Source organism: Clostridium sp. N3C (assembly GCF_900095445.1).
Lineage (GTDB): Bacteria > Bacillota > Clostridia > Clostridiales > Clostridiaceae > Clostridium_AU.
Genome location: NZ_FMJL01000040.1, coordinates 22,205 through 36,668, shown reverse-complemented (window position 1 = coordinate 36,668; position 14,464 = coordinate 22,205). Strand labels below are relative to the sequence as shown.

Here is a 14,464-nt window from a genome sequence, read left to right as displayed (position 1 = left end):
TAAATATCTACTTAGATATTTTCGACTTATATTATATCATATTTTTCTAATAATATATATTATTTTACCACAATTAACACATTATCTTAAATAATCTAATTTTACGACATATTTTACATATATAACTTCAACTATTAATTTAAATACAAAAAATTAAAGAAGTGTGCCACAGCACACTTCCTTTCCATTAACAATAGCCTGACCACAATATAATATGGCGGCCTTCAATCTTTTGTTTTCATAAAACGAGGTAATTTTATCTCTTGTTCTTCATAGATTCAGGCATTTCTTCTACAGCCATGCTACTTATTGATGCTGGAGCAACATTAACCATTGATGCTGCAATGCCAAGGAAGAAATCTCCTAATAGCTTAAATACCTTTTTCATAAAAATACCTCCTTTTTTATGTATTTTCTACCTGTATTATATCATATTTTTCTAATAATGTATATATTTTAAAAAAATGTAACAATATTTTAATTAATTTAATTTTATGTCATATAACATATATATATATAAATGTAATTAATAATAAGAATGTAAGAAAAATTAAGGAAGTGTGCAGCGCACACTTCCTATTTAATACCAAAAACCTGGACCATAATAAGTTCTTCTTCTATCTAGCAATTCACCAATTAATATTATCCCAATTAAATCATTAAGTAATCTTCTTCTATCATAAGGTCTTCTTCTTTTTCGATCCTCTCCCCTGCAATGATCCTTGTCTTTTTTATCATCATCATCCTTATCTAATTCCTTTTCAACCTTTATATATATATCTTCTAAAATGTCTTCCATCTCTTCCTTAGTTGGACAGTAATTTTTACCATATTTTCTTTCCAACATATCGCATTGATATCTAACATGAGGATAAATAATGTAGTAACTGCGAGGATATAGCATCTCTATCTGTCTTTCATTCTGTACTGTTAAAGGCATATTAGCCATTTGATAAGCTGGAATGTTATAATTAGCCATCATAGGATTGCTGTAGATCTTATCCATAGGGCATTGTCCCTTTTGCTTCACAGGGCACATAGCTTTATCTATAGTGCTTTTTTGGCTGTCTCTAAACTCCATTTAAACCTCCAAATAATATTAATAGCTCACTTTATAATATGTATGTTTTTAGCTTCTTGTGTATTAAAAAATCCTATCTTCTATTTCACATCTTGCTTTAACTTTATCCTTGGCTCTGATAAAATACTTATATAGTAAGAAGGAAGGAGTATGCCTATTGGAGATTATAAAATTTTTACAAAGCTTTTCCACAGACTTTCTTGATAAAGCATTCCAATTTATAACCATTTTAGGTGAGGGGGTTCTTTATGTATTAGTAATTGCAGCCTTATACTGGTGTGTAAACAAAAGTATTGGTTTAAGACTTGCCTTCATACAAATTTTCAGTATGTTTACTAATGGAGTTATTAAAAATATATTTAAAGCCTCTCGACCAATTGGACAAGATGGTATTTTTTCTCTTAGAACAGAAACTGCCACTGGATATTCCTTTCCTAGTGGTCACAGTCAGGGTAGCACTACCTTTTGGGCTGCTTTGATGAGGCTATTCAAAAAAGTATGGATTTATATCCTAGGTTCTATTATTGTACTAGCTGTTGGTATTTCACGACTATATCTAGGAGTACACTGGCCAAAGGATGTAGTTGGAGGCATTATATTTGGTGTCCTAAGTGTCTTTATAGCTGATAAAATTATTGGATCAGCTTTAAAAAATCAAGACCATAGATACTTACTAATTTTAGTTTTACCAGCTTTTTTAGGTTTAATATTCTTTCAAGATGAAGACTATATAAAAACTGTAGCTATGGCTGCTGGCTTCTATGTAGGTTATTTGGTTGAAAGTAAATTAATTGCCTTCCATACTAAATCATCCTTCTCACAGCAAGTAATTAAAATCCTTATTGGCTTATTAGGGGCACTTATATTAAAAATATCCTTTAAACTGCTGCTTCCTGACAATAACATTGTGGCCTTTATAGATTATTCTCTATTAGCCCTTTGGATTATGGCTGGAGCCCCATTTGCTTTTGTTAAACTTGGACTTTCTAGCTCCAGTATAAAATCAATTAATGTTTTATCTAAGTCTCTGTAATTTCAATTTACATCCTACTCTATCTATTAAATTAGCTATAAAATTATATACCTATAACAAGGCCAAGGCAGATATATACTTAATCTGTCTTGGCCTTGTTATTTTAATCCATCTGCAACTTTAGATCTTCAAATAATTTTTTCATAAAGGTTTGCTCTTCGATAAAATGTCCCATTAGGGTTTGCCAAACCTTATCTTCTGGTGCTACTTTTTTCAGCTCCTCTATAAACTTCAAAAACTTTTCATCCATAATTAAAAATTCAGAGATTAACTTTCTTAACTCTCCTCCTATATCATTTCTATAATATTGATTGTATACAAGCTGTTCCCTTGTTTGAACAACCTTCTTTTTGAAGTCAGCAAAATCCCTCTGAAAACTATTCAACTTCTCCTCTATATCTTTAGAAAGTTTTTTACCAGATAAATCAGCCAAGGTTTTTGCCACTATTGGATGTTCGCTAGATATATCACTCCATAAAATCAGCTCATTAAATACGCAATCATAGCTACTAGCATAAGTAAAGCAATACATCTTACCCCTCCATTAAAAAATACACAGTAATAATATATTCTCCACTTATCTCTTTGCTACAAGATTTGCATATGAGGACTTTTTCTGGCAATACTATTTATATAGATATGAACTATTAATTTTTACAAATTATATAAAAGGAAAATTAATATGCTACCCCCTGCTTTTTAGGAGTGATAAGTTATGATAGTAATATATCACGATGTAGGCGGCTGTCATTCATCCGCCACCGCAGCAAATATACATATAAACAAACTTCCTATAAACCGTACCCCTAGCATGGAAGAAATAATAGCCTTACCTACCTTCGATAACATACAAAAATCAGATAAAGGAAAGCTTATTTATATAGGAGAAGATGAATTTGGAGCACAGGTGTATACCCTAGGTCGTCGTAGAAATGCTAATCTAGTTATCCCTGCAATATGCGACTTGTATAAAGCTACCACCGGAAGCTTAAAAGGACTCTTTTTAGCAGACACCTCTCCTTCTGTAAATAACACTATGCGAATTGGTGGAGTAAGTTCTAGAGTGCTTGGCTTGGTATCACTTGGAAGACCTATAGTAGCTAAAGGAACTATAAAAGCCTATTGGGATATAGTAGAAATAGTTAGAAAAACTAAGGAATATATGAAGGAAAATTTGTAAGCTTTCATTTAGATACTGTTACCTTTAGGCTTATAAAAAGGACAACGATAGCAAAAATTTAAACTTTTAAACTTTTACTACCGTTGTCCTTCTTTGCTTTTCTCAACTAGTATAAGTTTTTCACTTCCTCCTCTAGTCTAGGAAACATTATGTTATTCTCTAAATGTATGTGTCTAAAAGTGTCATCCTCTACTTCCATTAAAAGCTTGTAGGTAAGCCTATAACTAGTGCAAGCATCTTGTGGAAGCTCATAGTTATTTGTTACCTCTCTAAGTTTCTTTAATATGCTGCCGGCACCTTCATGCTCATCTTCCAAGGCTTGTATTTGTTCAACTGCCTTCCTTAAAGTATGGATATTCTTAGTTTTCTCATAGTCCACCACTAAAGGAAATACCTGTTCCTCTTCTTTTATCAAATGCTGCTCCAACTCCATTTTTAAACTGTTCAATAGCTTATGCACTAGCTTTAATTCTGGATGATTAGATCCGTGAACTCTTAGTATCTTTGTCGTTAATTCACTCAATTTAGGTAACATTTCATTTAAATATCCATGATGTTTATTTACAACATAATCTATAAATTGGTCATAGGGTTCTATGGTCCAATCCCTATCATATATAGCCTCTATTACATAGGTGTTATACTCCTCATTAAGCACTTCTACTACTTTATTACCATCTAGCTTATTTTCCTTGACCGCCAGTTCTAAAGCTCTATCTCCACCGCAGCAGAAATCTATTTTATACTTTTTAAATATTTCCATAGCCCTAGGAAACTTTGTAACTATATCTCCAATTTTGTTATTTAAATTAAATGTATTTTCCATAGTAAATTCCTCCCCTTTTCTATTCTATGGTTATACTATATTCAAAACTAACCTAATACTCTGTGATTACAATCAAATTTTAAATTGATTATACTCATAGTGACATATTTGAATATGTCCTATAATGGTCACATAAGGCTGACAACAGTTATTAGAAGCCAAAGAAAATGAATAAAATTAGGAGGATTATATTATGGATAAAATTAAAATAACTGAAAATTCTTATTGGGTTGGTAAAGTTGATGACAGACCTGTTCCTTTTCATAGATTGATATTAGAAAAAGGTACAACTTATAATTCCTATCTTTTAAAAACAGAAATGCCTACATTAATAGATACAGTAGATATCTCCTTTGGTGGAGAATTTGTAAAAAAACTTTCAAATATGATGGATTTAAACAGCCTAAAATATGTAGTTATTAATCATGTAGAGCCAGATCATTCTGGAGCCCTACCAGCATTAATGAGCAAAGCTAAAAATGCCATTATTGTTACAACAGAAATAGCAAAAGAACTATTGATAGAAATGTACAAACTTCATAATAAAGAATTTTTAATTGTTAAAGATGGTGATACCTTAGATATAGGTGGAAAAACTTTAAAATTCTTCGAAACTCCTTATCTACATACAGAGGAAACTATGATAACCTACTGCTTGGAAGATAAGATCCTATATCCTTGTGATATCTTTAGCTCCCATGTAGCAACCTATGAATTATTTAATGATTTAGTAAGCAATAATATAATTGAAGACTTTAAAGTTTATTATCAATTAATTATGAGTCCTCATAGACCTTATGTAAGAGATATGCTAAAGAAGCTAAGTACTATTGAAATAGACATGATAGCTCCTTCTCACGGATATATATTAAGACAAAATGTAAAAGACTATATAGACATATATGATGACCTTAGCCAAAAAAGCTCTCAAAGCAAAAAGGCCATGATTTTATATAGCACTATGACTGGCAATACCGGCAAAATAGCAAATAAAATCTATGAAGGCCTTACTGAATCTGGAATAGAAGCTACCATTTTGAACGTTAAAACTTCATCTATAGAAACTGCTGTAGAACTAGCTAAGGAAAGTGACATAATAATCATAGGAAGTTCTACAAGATATGGTGACATGATTGGCAATATAGAAGATTACATTAAAAAAATCGTTGCCCTAGACCTATCCGGTAAGTACGGCTTTGCCTTTGGATCCTACGGCTGGAGCGGAGAAGCTATAGAAATAATTAATGATTATCTAAAAAACAGTAATATTACGGTTTTAGATTCTTCCACTCTTATTAAAACTACAGGAGTAGCTGAGGTTCAGCTACCATTAAGGGTTAATTTCTACGGTGAGGACGAAAGAGCCCAAGCTGCCATGAAGGTTGGTCAATTTGTTGCTAAAATATAGTTTTTTAATGGACAATGGCAAAAAACCATTGTCCATTTTATTTAGCTTATAAGTTACTCTATATAGCTTAAATCCTTGATTATAATCTTTTTATTGCCTACAAGCTCTATTATATCTTCATCTTGGAGAGCGGTAAGCTTTCGGCTTATAGTTTCTCTCGTTACCCCAATATAGTTTGCCATCTCCTCTCTGTTTAGTGGCAAGTCAATGATTATCCCCTCTTCACCTTTTACTCCATAATCTTGAGCAAAGGTTTTAAGAATTGAAGCAATTCTAACTTCTACATCCTTTGTACTTAAGTTCTGTATTAAATTTTCTAAATCCATTAGACGATCATGAAGGACCTCCATTATTTTCAAAGTGATTTCAGGATTTAGAGTAATTATCTTATCAAAATCATCTTTGGCAATTGTACATATATATGTATCTTCAAGCGCCTCTGCATTATATTGAAACTTTCCCTTTTTTAATAAGCTCATATCCCCTATGAATTCACCATCGGATAAAATATATAAAATTTGTTCTCGGCCCTCTTTATTATATCTATAAACCTTAATTTTACCCTTGTTAACTATATAAAGCTTATCTTCCACATCCCCTTCAAAGAAAAGCACTTGCCCCTTTTTATATTTACGGCTTACGATTATTTCTGATATTTTTTTAAAATCCTCTTGCTTAAGAGTTGAAAATATATAAACCTTAGAAACACAGTATTTTCCTGTACACTTGTGACAATTCTTTTCACAATGGGACATTTTTAAATCAACTCCTTAATATATTTTCGATGATTTGAATATATGTTAGTTAATTATAGCATACCTATACTAAGAATGTTAAAAATACTTATTGACCTAATTATTAAGTCCCGCTTCATAAATGTTGAAGCGGGACTTAATAATCCTCCTCTTAACTTAAGGGACTCCAATCCTCCTCCCTCTCTTCTCCTTCTTGAGGAGGCCTAACATATTTTAATGAATCCTTTTTACATGCACCGAACTTTAAAAAGTTCTTTTGAGCTTGCCTTAATGATACGCCATTAAACCCATCTTTAAAATCCGGATCATAATACTGAGCCGCATCGTCCTGCCAAAAACATACTCTGCAAATTTCAAAGGTTCCTGGTGGTTCTTCATTTAATGTTTTATAACCGCAGCAAGGACATGCAAACTTTGTCAAGTCAAATCACTCCCTTGTTTGTTATAATATTATTATTAACAAAACTGGAAGTATTTATTAGTGCAATTTTAAACTTTACTTACAACTTAGCTAGAATATCTATTTCAAGTCTTAATTTCCTTATTCTTCTACCTTTATGTTGTAATGCTCAGTATCTCCACATTTAACAATATTATAAATATCCTTTTCTACTTCTACTACCGTTAAACTAGTGGGCTTTAATATTTCACCCTGAAAAATATCTTTTATCTCTAATCCTTTAAAGTTAGTGATTAACATCTTTAATACTATTCCGTGAGTTACTATCAAGATATCCTTTCCTTCATTTTCTTCAATTATTTTATTAACAAAGCCAACAACTCTATTTTTCAACTGTTGAAAACTTTCTCCTGGAAAATCACTTAATAAGTGAGGAGTATTCCAAAAGCACTGATACAAATCTGGATACTGCTCTTTTATAACTTCAAAGGTCATACCTTCCCAAAAGCCAAAATTCATTTCTTTCAGCTGAGCCGTAGGAATAATATCTACTTTCCTATTGCCTACAATAATTTTGGCAGTGTTCATTGTTCTTTCACTGGAACTGGAATATACAAGATCTATATTAACATTCTTTAAACTCTCTCCTAACTGCTTTGCCTGGTAAAGGCCTAGCTCTGTCAAAGGCGAATCTTTATTACCTTGCATTCGTCCTTCTAGGTTCCACTCTGTTTGTCCATGTCTTACTAAATATAATCTAATCATGCTTTTCTCCTTATCATCTTTGTTATATGTTATTATAGTAAAATTAATTTTATCCTCCTGCCAGAGACCTTATTTTTTAATATCTTTTTTAATTCTATCACATCATCTTCAATTTTAAAAAAGCTTTATAATATTGCTGTCGTTTTTATTGTCGTGGTTTAATTATATTCCCCTCACCAAATCTTTCCTCCAAATCTCTTAGTATATAAATATTTTTTATAAACTTTTTAATTTTTACATTTTATTAATAAATATTTTTCAAAAAAAGAAGGATTTTGAAATTATATATCCAATTAAATCTATGGATAATAATATAAAAGGAGGAAATGAAATGAAAAAACATTTTTCTGCAATTTTTATTGCTATCTCACTTTTTATTATGCTTTTTGGTGTATCAGTCAATGCTGATACCGGAGTAAAATTAACCTTTGACTTTGATGCAGGAACTAAAGGAGCTTGGCTGGATGGAAGTGTAAACAATAAATATTACAAATTAACTAAAGGTAAGGTTTCAGTACAAGATTTAAGCTATTCTGTTAGCGGATCTTATTCTCAGTTTACCATTACCTTATATAGAGAAAGAACTGGTCCAGATAAGAGTTATGGAACAAAGTCAGTTTCTAGAAATATGGAATGGAATGTAGATACCGATTCTGACAAATACTACTTTTACCTATATGGTAAATCTAGCTATGGCGGAATAAATTTTTATGGTTCCGGATATGTACATAACCATGGCCTATAAACTGTATGTTAGGATGATGCAATATGTGGCACTTTGATATAGTAGAGCAATTAATATTCTTTATACTGATTTCTCCAGCTATAATTAAATTAATCAAAAAAGATAAACTATTTTCATATAACACCCTATTTAGCTTAGCATTTGGCATATATATAGTTCGTTTTGTAGGTGTAGTTTTTTTCCCTATTATATGGGACATACCTGATCCCAACTTTAATCCAGATATATGTTTAGTTCCATTTAAAACAATGATTTTAATGTGGAATCAAGGATTAAGAGCATTTGCTATTCAAATAATAGGGAATATTGCTCTATTCTTTCCATTAGGTTTCTTGTTACCAGCACTATTTAAAAAAGTAAGTTCATTTAAGAAAATATTCACAATAGCTTCAATTACTTCATTGTTAGTAGAGCTTATTCAGCTAGCAATGATTCTTATAGTCAAGTTTAACTTAAAAACATTTGATGTAAATGATATCATCTTAAATATAACCGGTGCTTTATTGGGCTATGGATTTTACATATTCACATATAAATATATATTATCATCTCATAGTGTAAATGAAAAAGCACTGTAACTTGAGTAGATTTACTTTTAAATAAAATATTAAAAGACTATGTTATAAAAAGTTGATGGACAAAACCCCTATTGTTAAGTCCATCAACCTTCCTAAAATTATTAAAACTTTTTAATATTATATTAATCTTATGCAAAATAATTGTTCCTAGCTAACTAAAATCAATTCTACATTATACTGCTTTGTTCTCAATTTAACGGCGCTTCCCCATAACTTAGCTACATATTTTAATGTAGCTTTTGCATATTCCAAATCTAGCTCTCTGCCGTCAAAAACATGTTCAAGGATTAAAGTATTGTCTATTTTCTGCACGTCAACTACTCTAATTATAGGTACTGATCCCATGCCACAGTTGTTAGATAAGTTATTTCGGATAACAGTCCAACCTGTTTCGTCGGATATTTCTTGTATTACATAGTTACTACCACTCTTACCATACTGAAATAGGTTTAGCTCCTCACATAGCTCTTCCGTAAGGTATCTTCTTATGAAAGAAGCATCTCTTTCTAACTTTCTGACCTCAAATATTTTATCGCTACCATAGGTAGTATCTAGGTACTCAAATATTTTAAAACCAATATAATAAGGATTCAGCCATCCCTTGCCTGGAGCAATAACATCGTTATGTCTTTTTATAAATTCTATATGAAGCTTATCTCCAAGCTCCAACTTATTGAGGATTTTATAATGCCAAAAACTGGCCCATCCTTCATTCATAATCTTTGTCTCAATTTGAGGAATAAAATATGCCGTTTCTTTACGAACAATTTGTATTAAATCTTTTTCCCATTCCTCTAGATTACCATAGTTCATTATAAAGTATAAAATATCTTCCTCTGGCTCTAAAGGTATTTTACTTACATCTGGCAGTTCTTCTTCTTTATAGGGAAATAGAAAGCTAAATTCATCCTCTTTTCGTTTATGTGAATCTAATATTTCTTTTTTTATCTCTTCCTGACTTTTGCGCTTTTCTCCAATTACTCTGCTAGTTTGTAACTTTATAGCATGAGCGGCGTCTAGTATTCTTTCTACATTTTCATAACCTATACTAGGATCCTTTATATAACTTCTAACAATGTCTGCATGAAGTTTGAACATTTCCAAAGTATAATCTGCCCTAGTACCTTCTACAAATAGTCTGTTATTTTTAAAAAAATCATTGTGCCCATAAACATGAGCCATAGTAAGAATTTGAAGCAACAAAGTGTTATCCTTCATAAGGTAAGCTAAACAAGGATCGGAGTTGATAACCATCTCGTAAGGTAACCCTGTAAGATTATATTGATACATAGTTTTATTTTTTTCATAGGCCTTTCCGAAACTCCAATGAGGGTATCGAGAAGGCATACCTACATAAGCTTCATAAGCCAACATATCTTTATAGCTAATTATTTCAAATTCCTGTTCATAATAATCTAAACCACTTTCCTTTGCTATGGCCTCAATAGTATCATTCCATTTTTCCAAATCCTTTATAGTATAGTCCATGCCTTCTCACCTCGCTATCTGCTTTTTAAGCATATATTTCAAGGCATTCCACAAATCTGTCTTTTGCTTTATTACTACAGATATAAAGTTATCCTTATTAACACCTTTAACCAGCTTATCTCTTATAGAACTAGAAAAGAAACTGTTCATTATTTCAGCATAGCCAAAGACATTACATACATCTGATAAATTATTAGCTGCCTCTACTGCTTTAGCATTATCTTCAGACCAATTGTCTCCATCACTAACATAAAAGGCATATATATTCCAATGGGCAGGATTATATCTTTTTTCTACTATCTCTAAAGCCTTATTTAAACCACTAGAAATATAGGTTCCACCAGACTCAGCTTTGTGAAAGAACTCAAACTCATTCACTTCCTTAGCAGTAGTAGTATGGGAAATAAAAACCACCTCTACATTGTTGTATCTTACTCTTATAAATTGAGAAAGAATAAAAAAGAAAGAGCGGGCTAAATACTTTTTAGTCATATCCATAGAACCGGAAACATCCATAATGCAAAATACTACAGCATTGCTCTCCCTTTTAAAGTTCTTCTTAATTCTGTAATATCGTAAATCTTCATTTTTAAAAGGAAATCTTTCAATTTCTGCTTCCAGTCCTTCCTCTCTTAAGGCCCTTTTCTTTCCTTGAAGTCTTTTTATCTTTTCTACTACCGTCTTTTTCTTTGCCAGTCTTGGGTTTATACCATGTCTTTGATAACCAGATTTCTTAACACCATCCTCAATTAAGATCTCTGATTGATTTTTCTTTTTCATTTCTGGTAGTTCCAAGTCTTCTAAAAGATAATTAAGTACATCTTCTACAGTTATTTCCGTTTCGTAAATATCTTCTCCTTCTTCATTACCAGCAGAACCGGGACCTCTACCTGATCCCTGCATCCTATCCTGACCTATAATTTCCCCTCTTCTCTCGCTTCCATCTCCACTTGCTACAGCAGGATTATTTCTGCCATATATAAATTGATATTCCTTGATACCCTTGATAGGGATTTTTATTTTTTTATTCTTACTTTGTCCTATAATACTTTCCTCAGATAATAAATCACCTAAATTTTCCTTTATAGACTTTTCCACCAGCTGTCTATGCCTTCTTATATCTTCTACCGCTCTGTCATAGTCTATAGGGTTACTACTCTGATCTTTAAATATAGCCATTTCATCAATCCTTCCACAGATTGTTGGCAGCATACTTTAATACTACATCACAGCAATGCTGACAGTAACCGTTAGCCTTTAATTGTTCCACCATAGCATTATACTTTTCATCTTGCTCCTTGTCCCTAACCCTAGATTTGGTTATTACCCTAGAAAGCTCTTTTACCGAACTAGTAAGTTTCTTTTCTATAGCTTCTTTTAAAGGTTCATAAGACTTATAGTCTATCTTTCCACCCTTTCTTACCAGATAGAACATGTAGGATGTTACATCGCTTCTAAAACCTTTACTAGAACTTTCTGATACTCCAATTTGCTCTTCAATAGAACGCATAAACTCTTCATCCGGTTGTAATTCTTCTCCTGTAGCCTTATCCTTAAGCTTAGTTTTATTTACAAAGGCTTCTGCATTATCTAAGTAATTCTCAAACAAACTTTCTGCTTGTTCTCTAAAGCTGTGTATAAAGGCTTTTGTAATTTCCTTTTCCAAAAGCTTATTATATTCCTTTCTTATGGTATCTTGAATAAATCCCATATACCTTTTCTTTACGTCCTCTGCCACATCTAAATCCTTAACGGCCTTAATTATGCTTTCCATTATACTCAAAGGATTTATACAGTTATATTCTGAATTAGAAATAGCATTATCAATGCTTTTAATGATAAATCTAGTAGATATGCCTTCCATACCTTCGTTTAAGCCTGCTTCCTCTCTTAGCTCCATAATATCTACCCTTTTAGTAGTACCCTTTTCCACTATTTCTTCTCCATTGTAAATCTTAAGCTTTGTTATAGGGTCTACCTTATTAGAAGGCTTTAACCTAGAAAGCACTGCAAACATAGCTGCAACTTTAAGGGTATGTGGTGCTATATGGGCTGTGAAATTACTCTTTTTAAGAATTTTTTCATAGATCTTCACTTCTTCATTTAATTCTAAGCAATAGGGAACTTCTATTTTTACAATTCTATCTAATATAGCCTCATTAGTATGATCAGACTTAAACCTATTCCACTCCGCTTCGTTGGAATGGGCTATAATTATACCGTCAAAATAAATCATAGATCCTTTTCCCGGTGATGGTATAGACTTTTCCTGAGTAGCAGTTATTATAGTATGAAGATATTCCACATCGTTTTTAAATACTTCAATAAATTCTACCATTCCTCTGTTTCCAACATTAAAAGCTCCATTTAATGAGAAAACTCTAGGATCATCCTCAGAATACATGTCCATTTTGGAAATATCTACAGAACCTGTCAAAACTGATGTGTCCTGGTTGTTTGGGTCAACCGGCGGCACAACTCCTATACCTTTTCTAGATCTAATGGAGAAGTTGGTTGTTATTACAGGAAAATCCTCATATCTACCATCATACTCATTTAGCAATCTATATTTGCATACGGGACATAGATCTCCTTCTATTTCTACTCCTAGCATTTCTTCAAATTTACTTCTTAAATGTTTAGGCACTAAATGTAGAGGTTCCTCATGCATAGGGCATCCCTTTAAAGCGTATATAGGTTCAGATTCTTCCAAAGCTTTCTTTAAAGAATCTACCAAAGATGATTTTCCCGCTCCTACTGGACCCACTAAGTATAGTACTTGACGTGACTCCTCTCCTTTCATAGAGGCAGAATAGAAGTAGTTTACAATTTTCATCAAAACTTTATCAATTCCAAAAAAATCATTTTTGAAAAAGTCGTACTTTTTTATTATTTCATTTCCGTATATTTTTCTTATTCTAGGATTTTCTTCTGGTTTTAAAACCTGGTATCCCTTTTTTATAATTATATCGTACATTCTCTTGTGAGCCAGTTTTGCTACATCAGGATTTTCTTTTACTATCTCTAGATAATCTAAAAAGGTCCCCTCAAACTTAAATTTATTTTTAGACTCTCTGTCATTTTCAATTATCTGTTTAAATGTCATGACAAACCTCCAAATATTGTTTGTTTAATAAAAATATATGTTTATACAAGCACCTATCATGACAATTTATTATTATAAATCTATAATGTTTTTATATAATTAGTATGAATTTTTTTAACTTTCTATTGACTTTTTTGCATATTGTTAGTAAAATACTTTTAAAGTTAAAGAAGGAAATTCGTTGAAGAGGAATAGTAACCTTGAAGTTTAGTTTTAGAGAGTCGGGGATGGTGGAAACTCGATACGATAACTCTTGGTGAATGGGCCTCTTAGAAGTAAATCGAAAGCCGATATTTTAAGGTTAGTAGTGGTTACCGGAAGCCAACCGTTATCTTATGGATAGGATATGTTTGTATCTGAAAAGAGATGTACTTTTGTTATTTTTAGTTAAAACAAAAGTATAAAATAGGTGGCACCGCGGATTATACTCCGCCCTATGTTATATAGGGCGGAGTTTTCTATTTTAGATAAAAGGAGGTGAGCTCTATGGTATGAAATTTAGATTGTAATAGGACAACCTTATTTAATACTATAAAATATAAAGGAGTTGTTTTTAATGAATACAAAAAAATTAACCTTAGCATCTATATTATTGGCCATAGGGCTTGTACTACACTATGCAATTCCAGGAACTTTAGGAGCCATGAAACCTGATGCCATGTTAGCTATGATATTTATAGCAATCTTTATATGTGATGATTACAAGAGTACTCTAGCTATCAGCGTAGTGGCTGGAATTATTACTGCATTAACAACAAGCTTTCCTGGTGGCCAAATTCCTAACATCATAGATAAGCTAGTAACTTGTCAAGTAGTCTTTCTTTTAGTCAAGGCTACAAATAAATTAAACCATCAAGTTAAGATGATAATAATATCTATAATTGGAACCTTAGTAAGCGGTTCAGTATTTTTATACTCCGCTATGTTAATTGTTGGCCTCCCTGCAGGAAGTAGCTTTACAGCACTTTTCATATTTACAGTTCTTCCTGCTACTCTTGTTAACACTGTTCTTGCCTTAATTGTTTACAATATTCTTTTTACTTCAAATAAAAGAATTTCTTACATTATTAAAAAATAAATAACTTTTTAAAGTATAATT

General features: G+C 31.8%; 16 protein-coding genes and 1 other annotated feature. Of the genes, 6 read left to right on the top strand and 10 right to left on the bottom strand.

The window, feature by feature from the left end:
* Window positions 1–256: 256 nt before the first annotated feature.
* Window positions 257–388, bottom strand: a complete 132-nt coding sequence (locus tag N3C_RS15455) for a hypothetical protein (protein WP_278281133.1) — start codon at window positions 386–388, stop codon at window positions 257–259.
* Window positions 389–580: 192 nt separating this feature from the next.
* Window positions 581–1,081: a hypothetical protein gene (locus N3C_RS10900; protein WP_083604527.1), complete on the bottom strand. Its 501-nt coding sequence runs from the start codon at window positions 1,079–1,081 to the stop codon at window positions 581–583.
* Between the two features lie 157 nt (window positions 1,082–1,238).
* Here N3C_RS10900 and N3C_RS10895 point away from each other — a divergent pair, with 157 nt between their 5' ends.
* Window positions 1,239–2,114, top strand: a complete 876-nt coding sequence (locus N3C_RS10895) for a phosphatase PAP2 family protein (protein WP_074366061.1) — start codon at window positions 1,239–1,241, stop codon at window positions 2,112–2,114.
* A 103-nt stretch (window positions 2,115–2,217) separates the two neighbouring features.
* Here the strand turns inward: N3C_RS10895 and N3C_RS10890 are convergent, their stop codons facing one another.
* Complete coding sequence (locus N3C_RS10890; protein WP_074366060.1) at window positions 2,218–2,646, bottom strand: DUF2935 domain-containing protein; 429 nt, start codon at window positions 2,644–2,646, stop codon at window positions 2,218–2,220.
* Between the two features lie 183 nt (window positions 2,647–2,829).
* Between N3C_RS10890 and N3C_RS10885 the strand changes: the two genes are divergently transcribed.
* Complete coding sequence (locus N3C_RS10885; RefSeq protein WP_074366059.1) at window positions 2,830–3,294, top strand: DUF3189 family protein; 465 nt, start codon at window positions 2,830–2,832, stop codon at window positions 3,292–3,294.
* Window positions 3,295–3,400: 106 nt separating this feature from the next.
* Here N3C_RS10885 and ric read toward each other — a convergent pair whose 3' ends face one another.
* Window positions 3,401–4,120, bottom strand: coding sequence for an iron-sulfur cluster repair di-iron protein (gene ric / locus N3C_RS10880; RefSeq protein WP_074366058.1), 720 nt, complete (start codon window positions 4,118–4,120; stop codon window positions 3,401–3,403).
* Between the two features lie 190 nt (window positions 4,121–4,310).
* Between ric and N3C_RS10875 the strand changes: the two genes are divergently transcribed.
* Window positions 4,311–5,528, top strand: coding sequence for an FprA family A-type flavoprotein (locus N3C_RS10875; protein WP_373432806.1), 1,218 nt, complete (start codon window positions 4,311–4,313; stop codon window positions 5,526–5,528).
* Window positions 5,529–5,581: 53 nt separating this feature from the next.
* On the opposite strand, the gene N3C_RS10870 is transcribed toward N3C_RS10875, so the two are convergent.
* The 3 genes from N3C_RS10870 to N3C_RS10860 form a co-directional block, all read right to left on the bottom strand.
* A complete protein-coding gene (locus N3C_RS10870) occupies window positions 5,582–6,283 on the bottom strand; it encodes a Crp/Fnr family transcriptional regulator (protein ID WP_074366056.1) in 702 nt (233 codons plus the stop codon).
* A 151-nt stretch (window positions 6,284–6,434) separates the two neighbouring features.
* A complete protein-coding gene (locus N3C_RS10865) occupies window positions 6,435–6,704 on the bottom strand; it encodes a CPCC family cysteine-rich protein (protein WP_074366055.1) in 270 nt (89 codons plus the stop codon).
* Window positions 6,705–6,824: 120 nt separating this feature from the next.
* A complete protein-coding gene (locus N3C_RS10860; RefSeq protein WP_074366054.1) occupies window positions 6,825–7,448 on the bottom strand; it encodes a histidine phosphatase family protein in 624 nt (207 codons plus the stop codon).
* 331 nt (window positions 7,449–7,779) lie between these two features.
* On the opposite strand from N3C_RS10860, the gene N3C_RS10855 reads away from it, so the two are divergent.
* Together N3C_RS10855 and N3C_RS10850 are read left to right on the top strand one after the other, a co-directional pair.
* Window positions 7,780–8,193, top strand: a complete 414-nt coding sequence (locus N3C_RS10855; protein WP_074366053.1) for a hypothetical protein — start codon at window positions 7,780–7,782, stop codon at window positions 8,191–8,193.
* 23 nt (window positions 8,194–8,216) lie between these two features.
* Window positions 8,217–8,771: a VanZ family protein gene (locus N3C_RS10850; RefSeq protein WP_074366052.1), complete on the top strand. Its 555-nt coding sequence runs from the start codon at window positions 8,217–8,219 to the stop codon at window positions 8,769–8,771.
* A 147-nt stretch (window positions 8,772–8,918) separates the two neighbouring features.
* On the opposite strand, the gene N3C_RS10845 is transcribed toward N3C_RS10850, so the two are convergent.
* Genes N3C_RS10845 through N3C_RS10835 form a run of 3 tightly spaced genes read right to left on the bottom strand, consistent with a single transcriptional unit; the run spans window position 8,919 to window position 13,365 of the window.
* Window positions 8,919–10,259: a SpoVR family protein gene (locus tag N3C_RS10845; protein ID WP_074366051.1), complete on the bottom strand. Its 1,341-nt coding sequence runs from the start codon at window positions 10,257–10,259 to the stop codon at window positions 8,919–8,921.
* 6 nt (window positions 10,260–10,265) lie between these two features.
* Window positions 10,266–11,438: a sporulation protein YhbH gene (gene yhbH, locus N3C_RS10840; protein WP_074366050.1), complete on the bottom strand. Its 1,173-nt coding sequence runs from the start codon at window positions 11,436–11,438 to the stop codon at window positions 10,266–10,268.
* Window positions 11,439–11,442: 4 nt separating this feature from the next.
* Window positions 11,443–13,365 carry a PrkA family serine protein kinase gene (locus N3C_RS10835; RefSeq protein WP_074366049.1) on the bottom strand — a complete coding sequence of 641 codons (1,923 nt, stop codon included), beginning with the start codon at window positions 13,363–13,365 and terminating at the stop codon, window positions 11,443–11,445.
* Between the two features lie 172 nt (window positions 13,366–13,537).
* Window positions 13,538–13,805, top strand: a binding site (T-box leader).
* A 116-nt stretch (window positions 13,806–13,921) separates the two neighbouring features.
* On the opposite strand from N3C_RS10835, the gene N3C_RS10830 reads away from it, so the two are divergent.
* Complete coding sequence (locus tag N3C_RS10830; protein WP_074366048.1) at window positions 13,922–14,443, top strand: tryptophan transporter; 522 nt, start codon at window positions 13,922–13,924, stop codon at window positions 14,441–14,443.
* The last annotated feature ends 21 nt before the right edge of the window (window positions 14,444–14,464 follow it).

Coding starts and splice junctions, on each gene's coding strand:
- N3C_RS15455 (WP_278281133.1), bottom strand. CDS start 388: ATGAAAAAGGTATTTAAGCTATTAGGAGATTTCTTCCTTGGCATTGCA.
- N3C_RS10900 (WP_083604527.1), bottom strand. CDS start 1,081: ATGGAGTTTAGAGACAGCCAAAAAAGCACTATAGATAAAGCTATGTGC.
- N3C_RS10890 (WP_074366060.1), bottom strand. CDS start 2,646: ATGTATTGCTTTACTTATGCTAGTAGCTATGATTGCGTATTTAATGAG.
- N3C_RS10885 (WP_074366059.1), top strand. CDS start 2,830: ATGATAGTAATATATCACGATGTAGGCGGCTGTCATTCATCCGCCACC.
- ric (WP_074366058.1), bottom strand. CDS start 4,120: ATGGAAAATACATTTAATTTAAATAACAAAATTGGAGATATAGTTACA.
- N3C_RS10870 (WP_074366056.1), bottom strand. CDS start 6,283: ATGTCCCATTGTGAAAAGAATTGTCACAAGTGTACAGGAAAATACTGT.
- N3C_RS10860 (WP_074366054.1), bottom strand. CDS start 7,448: ATGATTAGATTATATTTAGTAAGACATGGACAAACAGAGTGGAACCTA.
- N3C_RS10855 (WP_074366053.1), top strand. CDS start 7,780: ATGAAAAAACATTTTTCTGCAATTTTTATTGCTATCTCACTTTTTATT.
- N3C_RS10850 (WP_074366052.1), top strand. CDS start 8,217: ATGTGGCACTTTGATATAGTAGAGCAATTAATATTCTTTATACTGATT.
- N3C_RS10845 (WP_074366051.1), bottom strand. CDS start 10,259: ATGGACTATACTATAAAGGATTTGGAAAAATGGAATGATACTATTGAG.
- yhbH (WP_074366050.1), bottom strand. CDS start 11,438: ATGGCTATATTTAAAGATCAGAGTAGTAACCCTATAGACTATGACAGA.
- N3C_RS10835 (WP_074366049.1), bottom strand. CDS start 13,365: ATGACATTTAAACAGATAATTGAAAATGACAGAGAGTCTAAAAATAAA.
- N3C_RS10830 (WP_074366048.1), top strand. CDS start 13,922: ATGAATACAAAAAAATTAACCTTAGCATCTATATTATTGGCCATAGGG.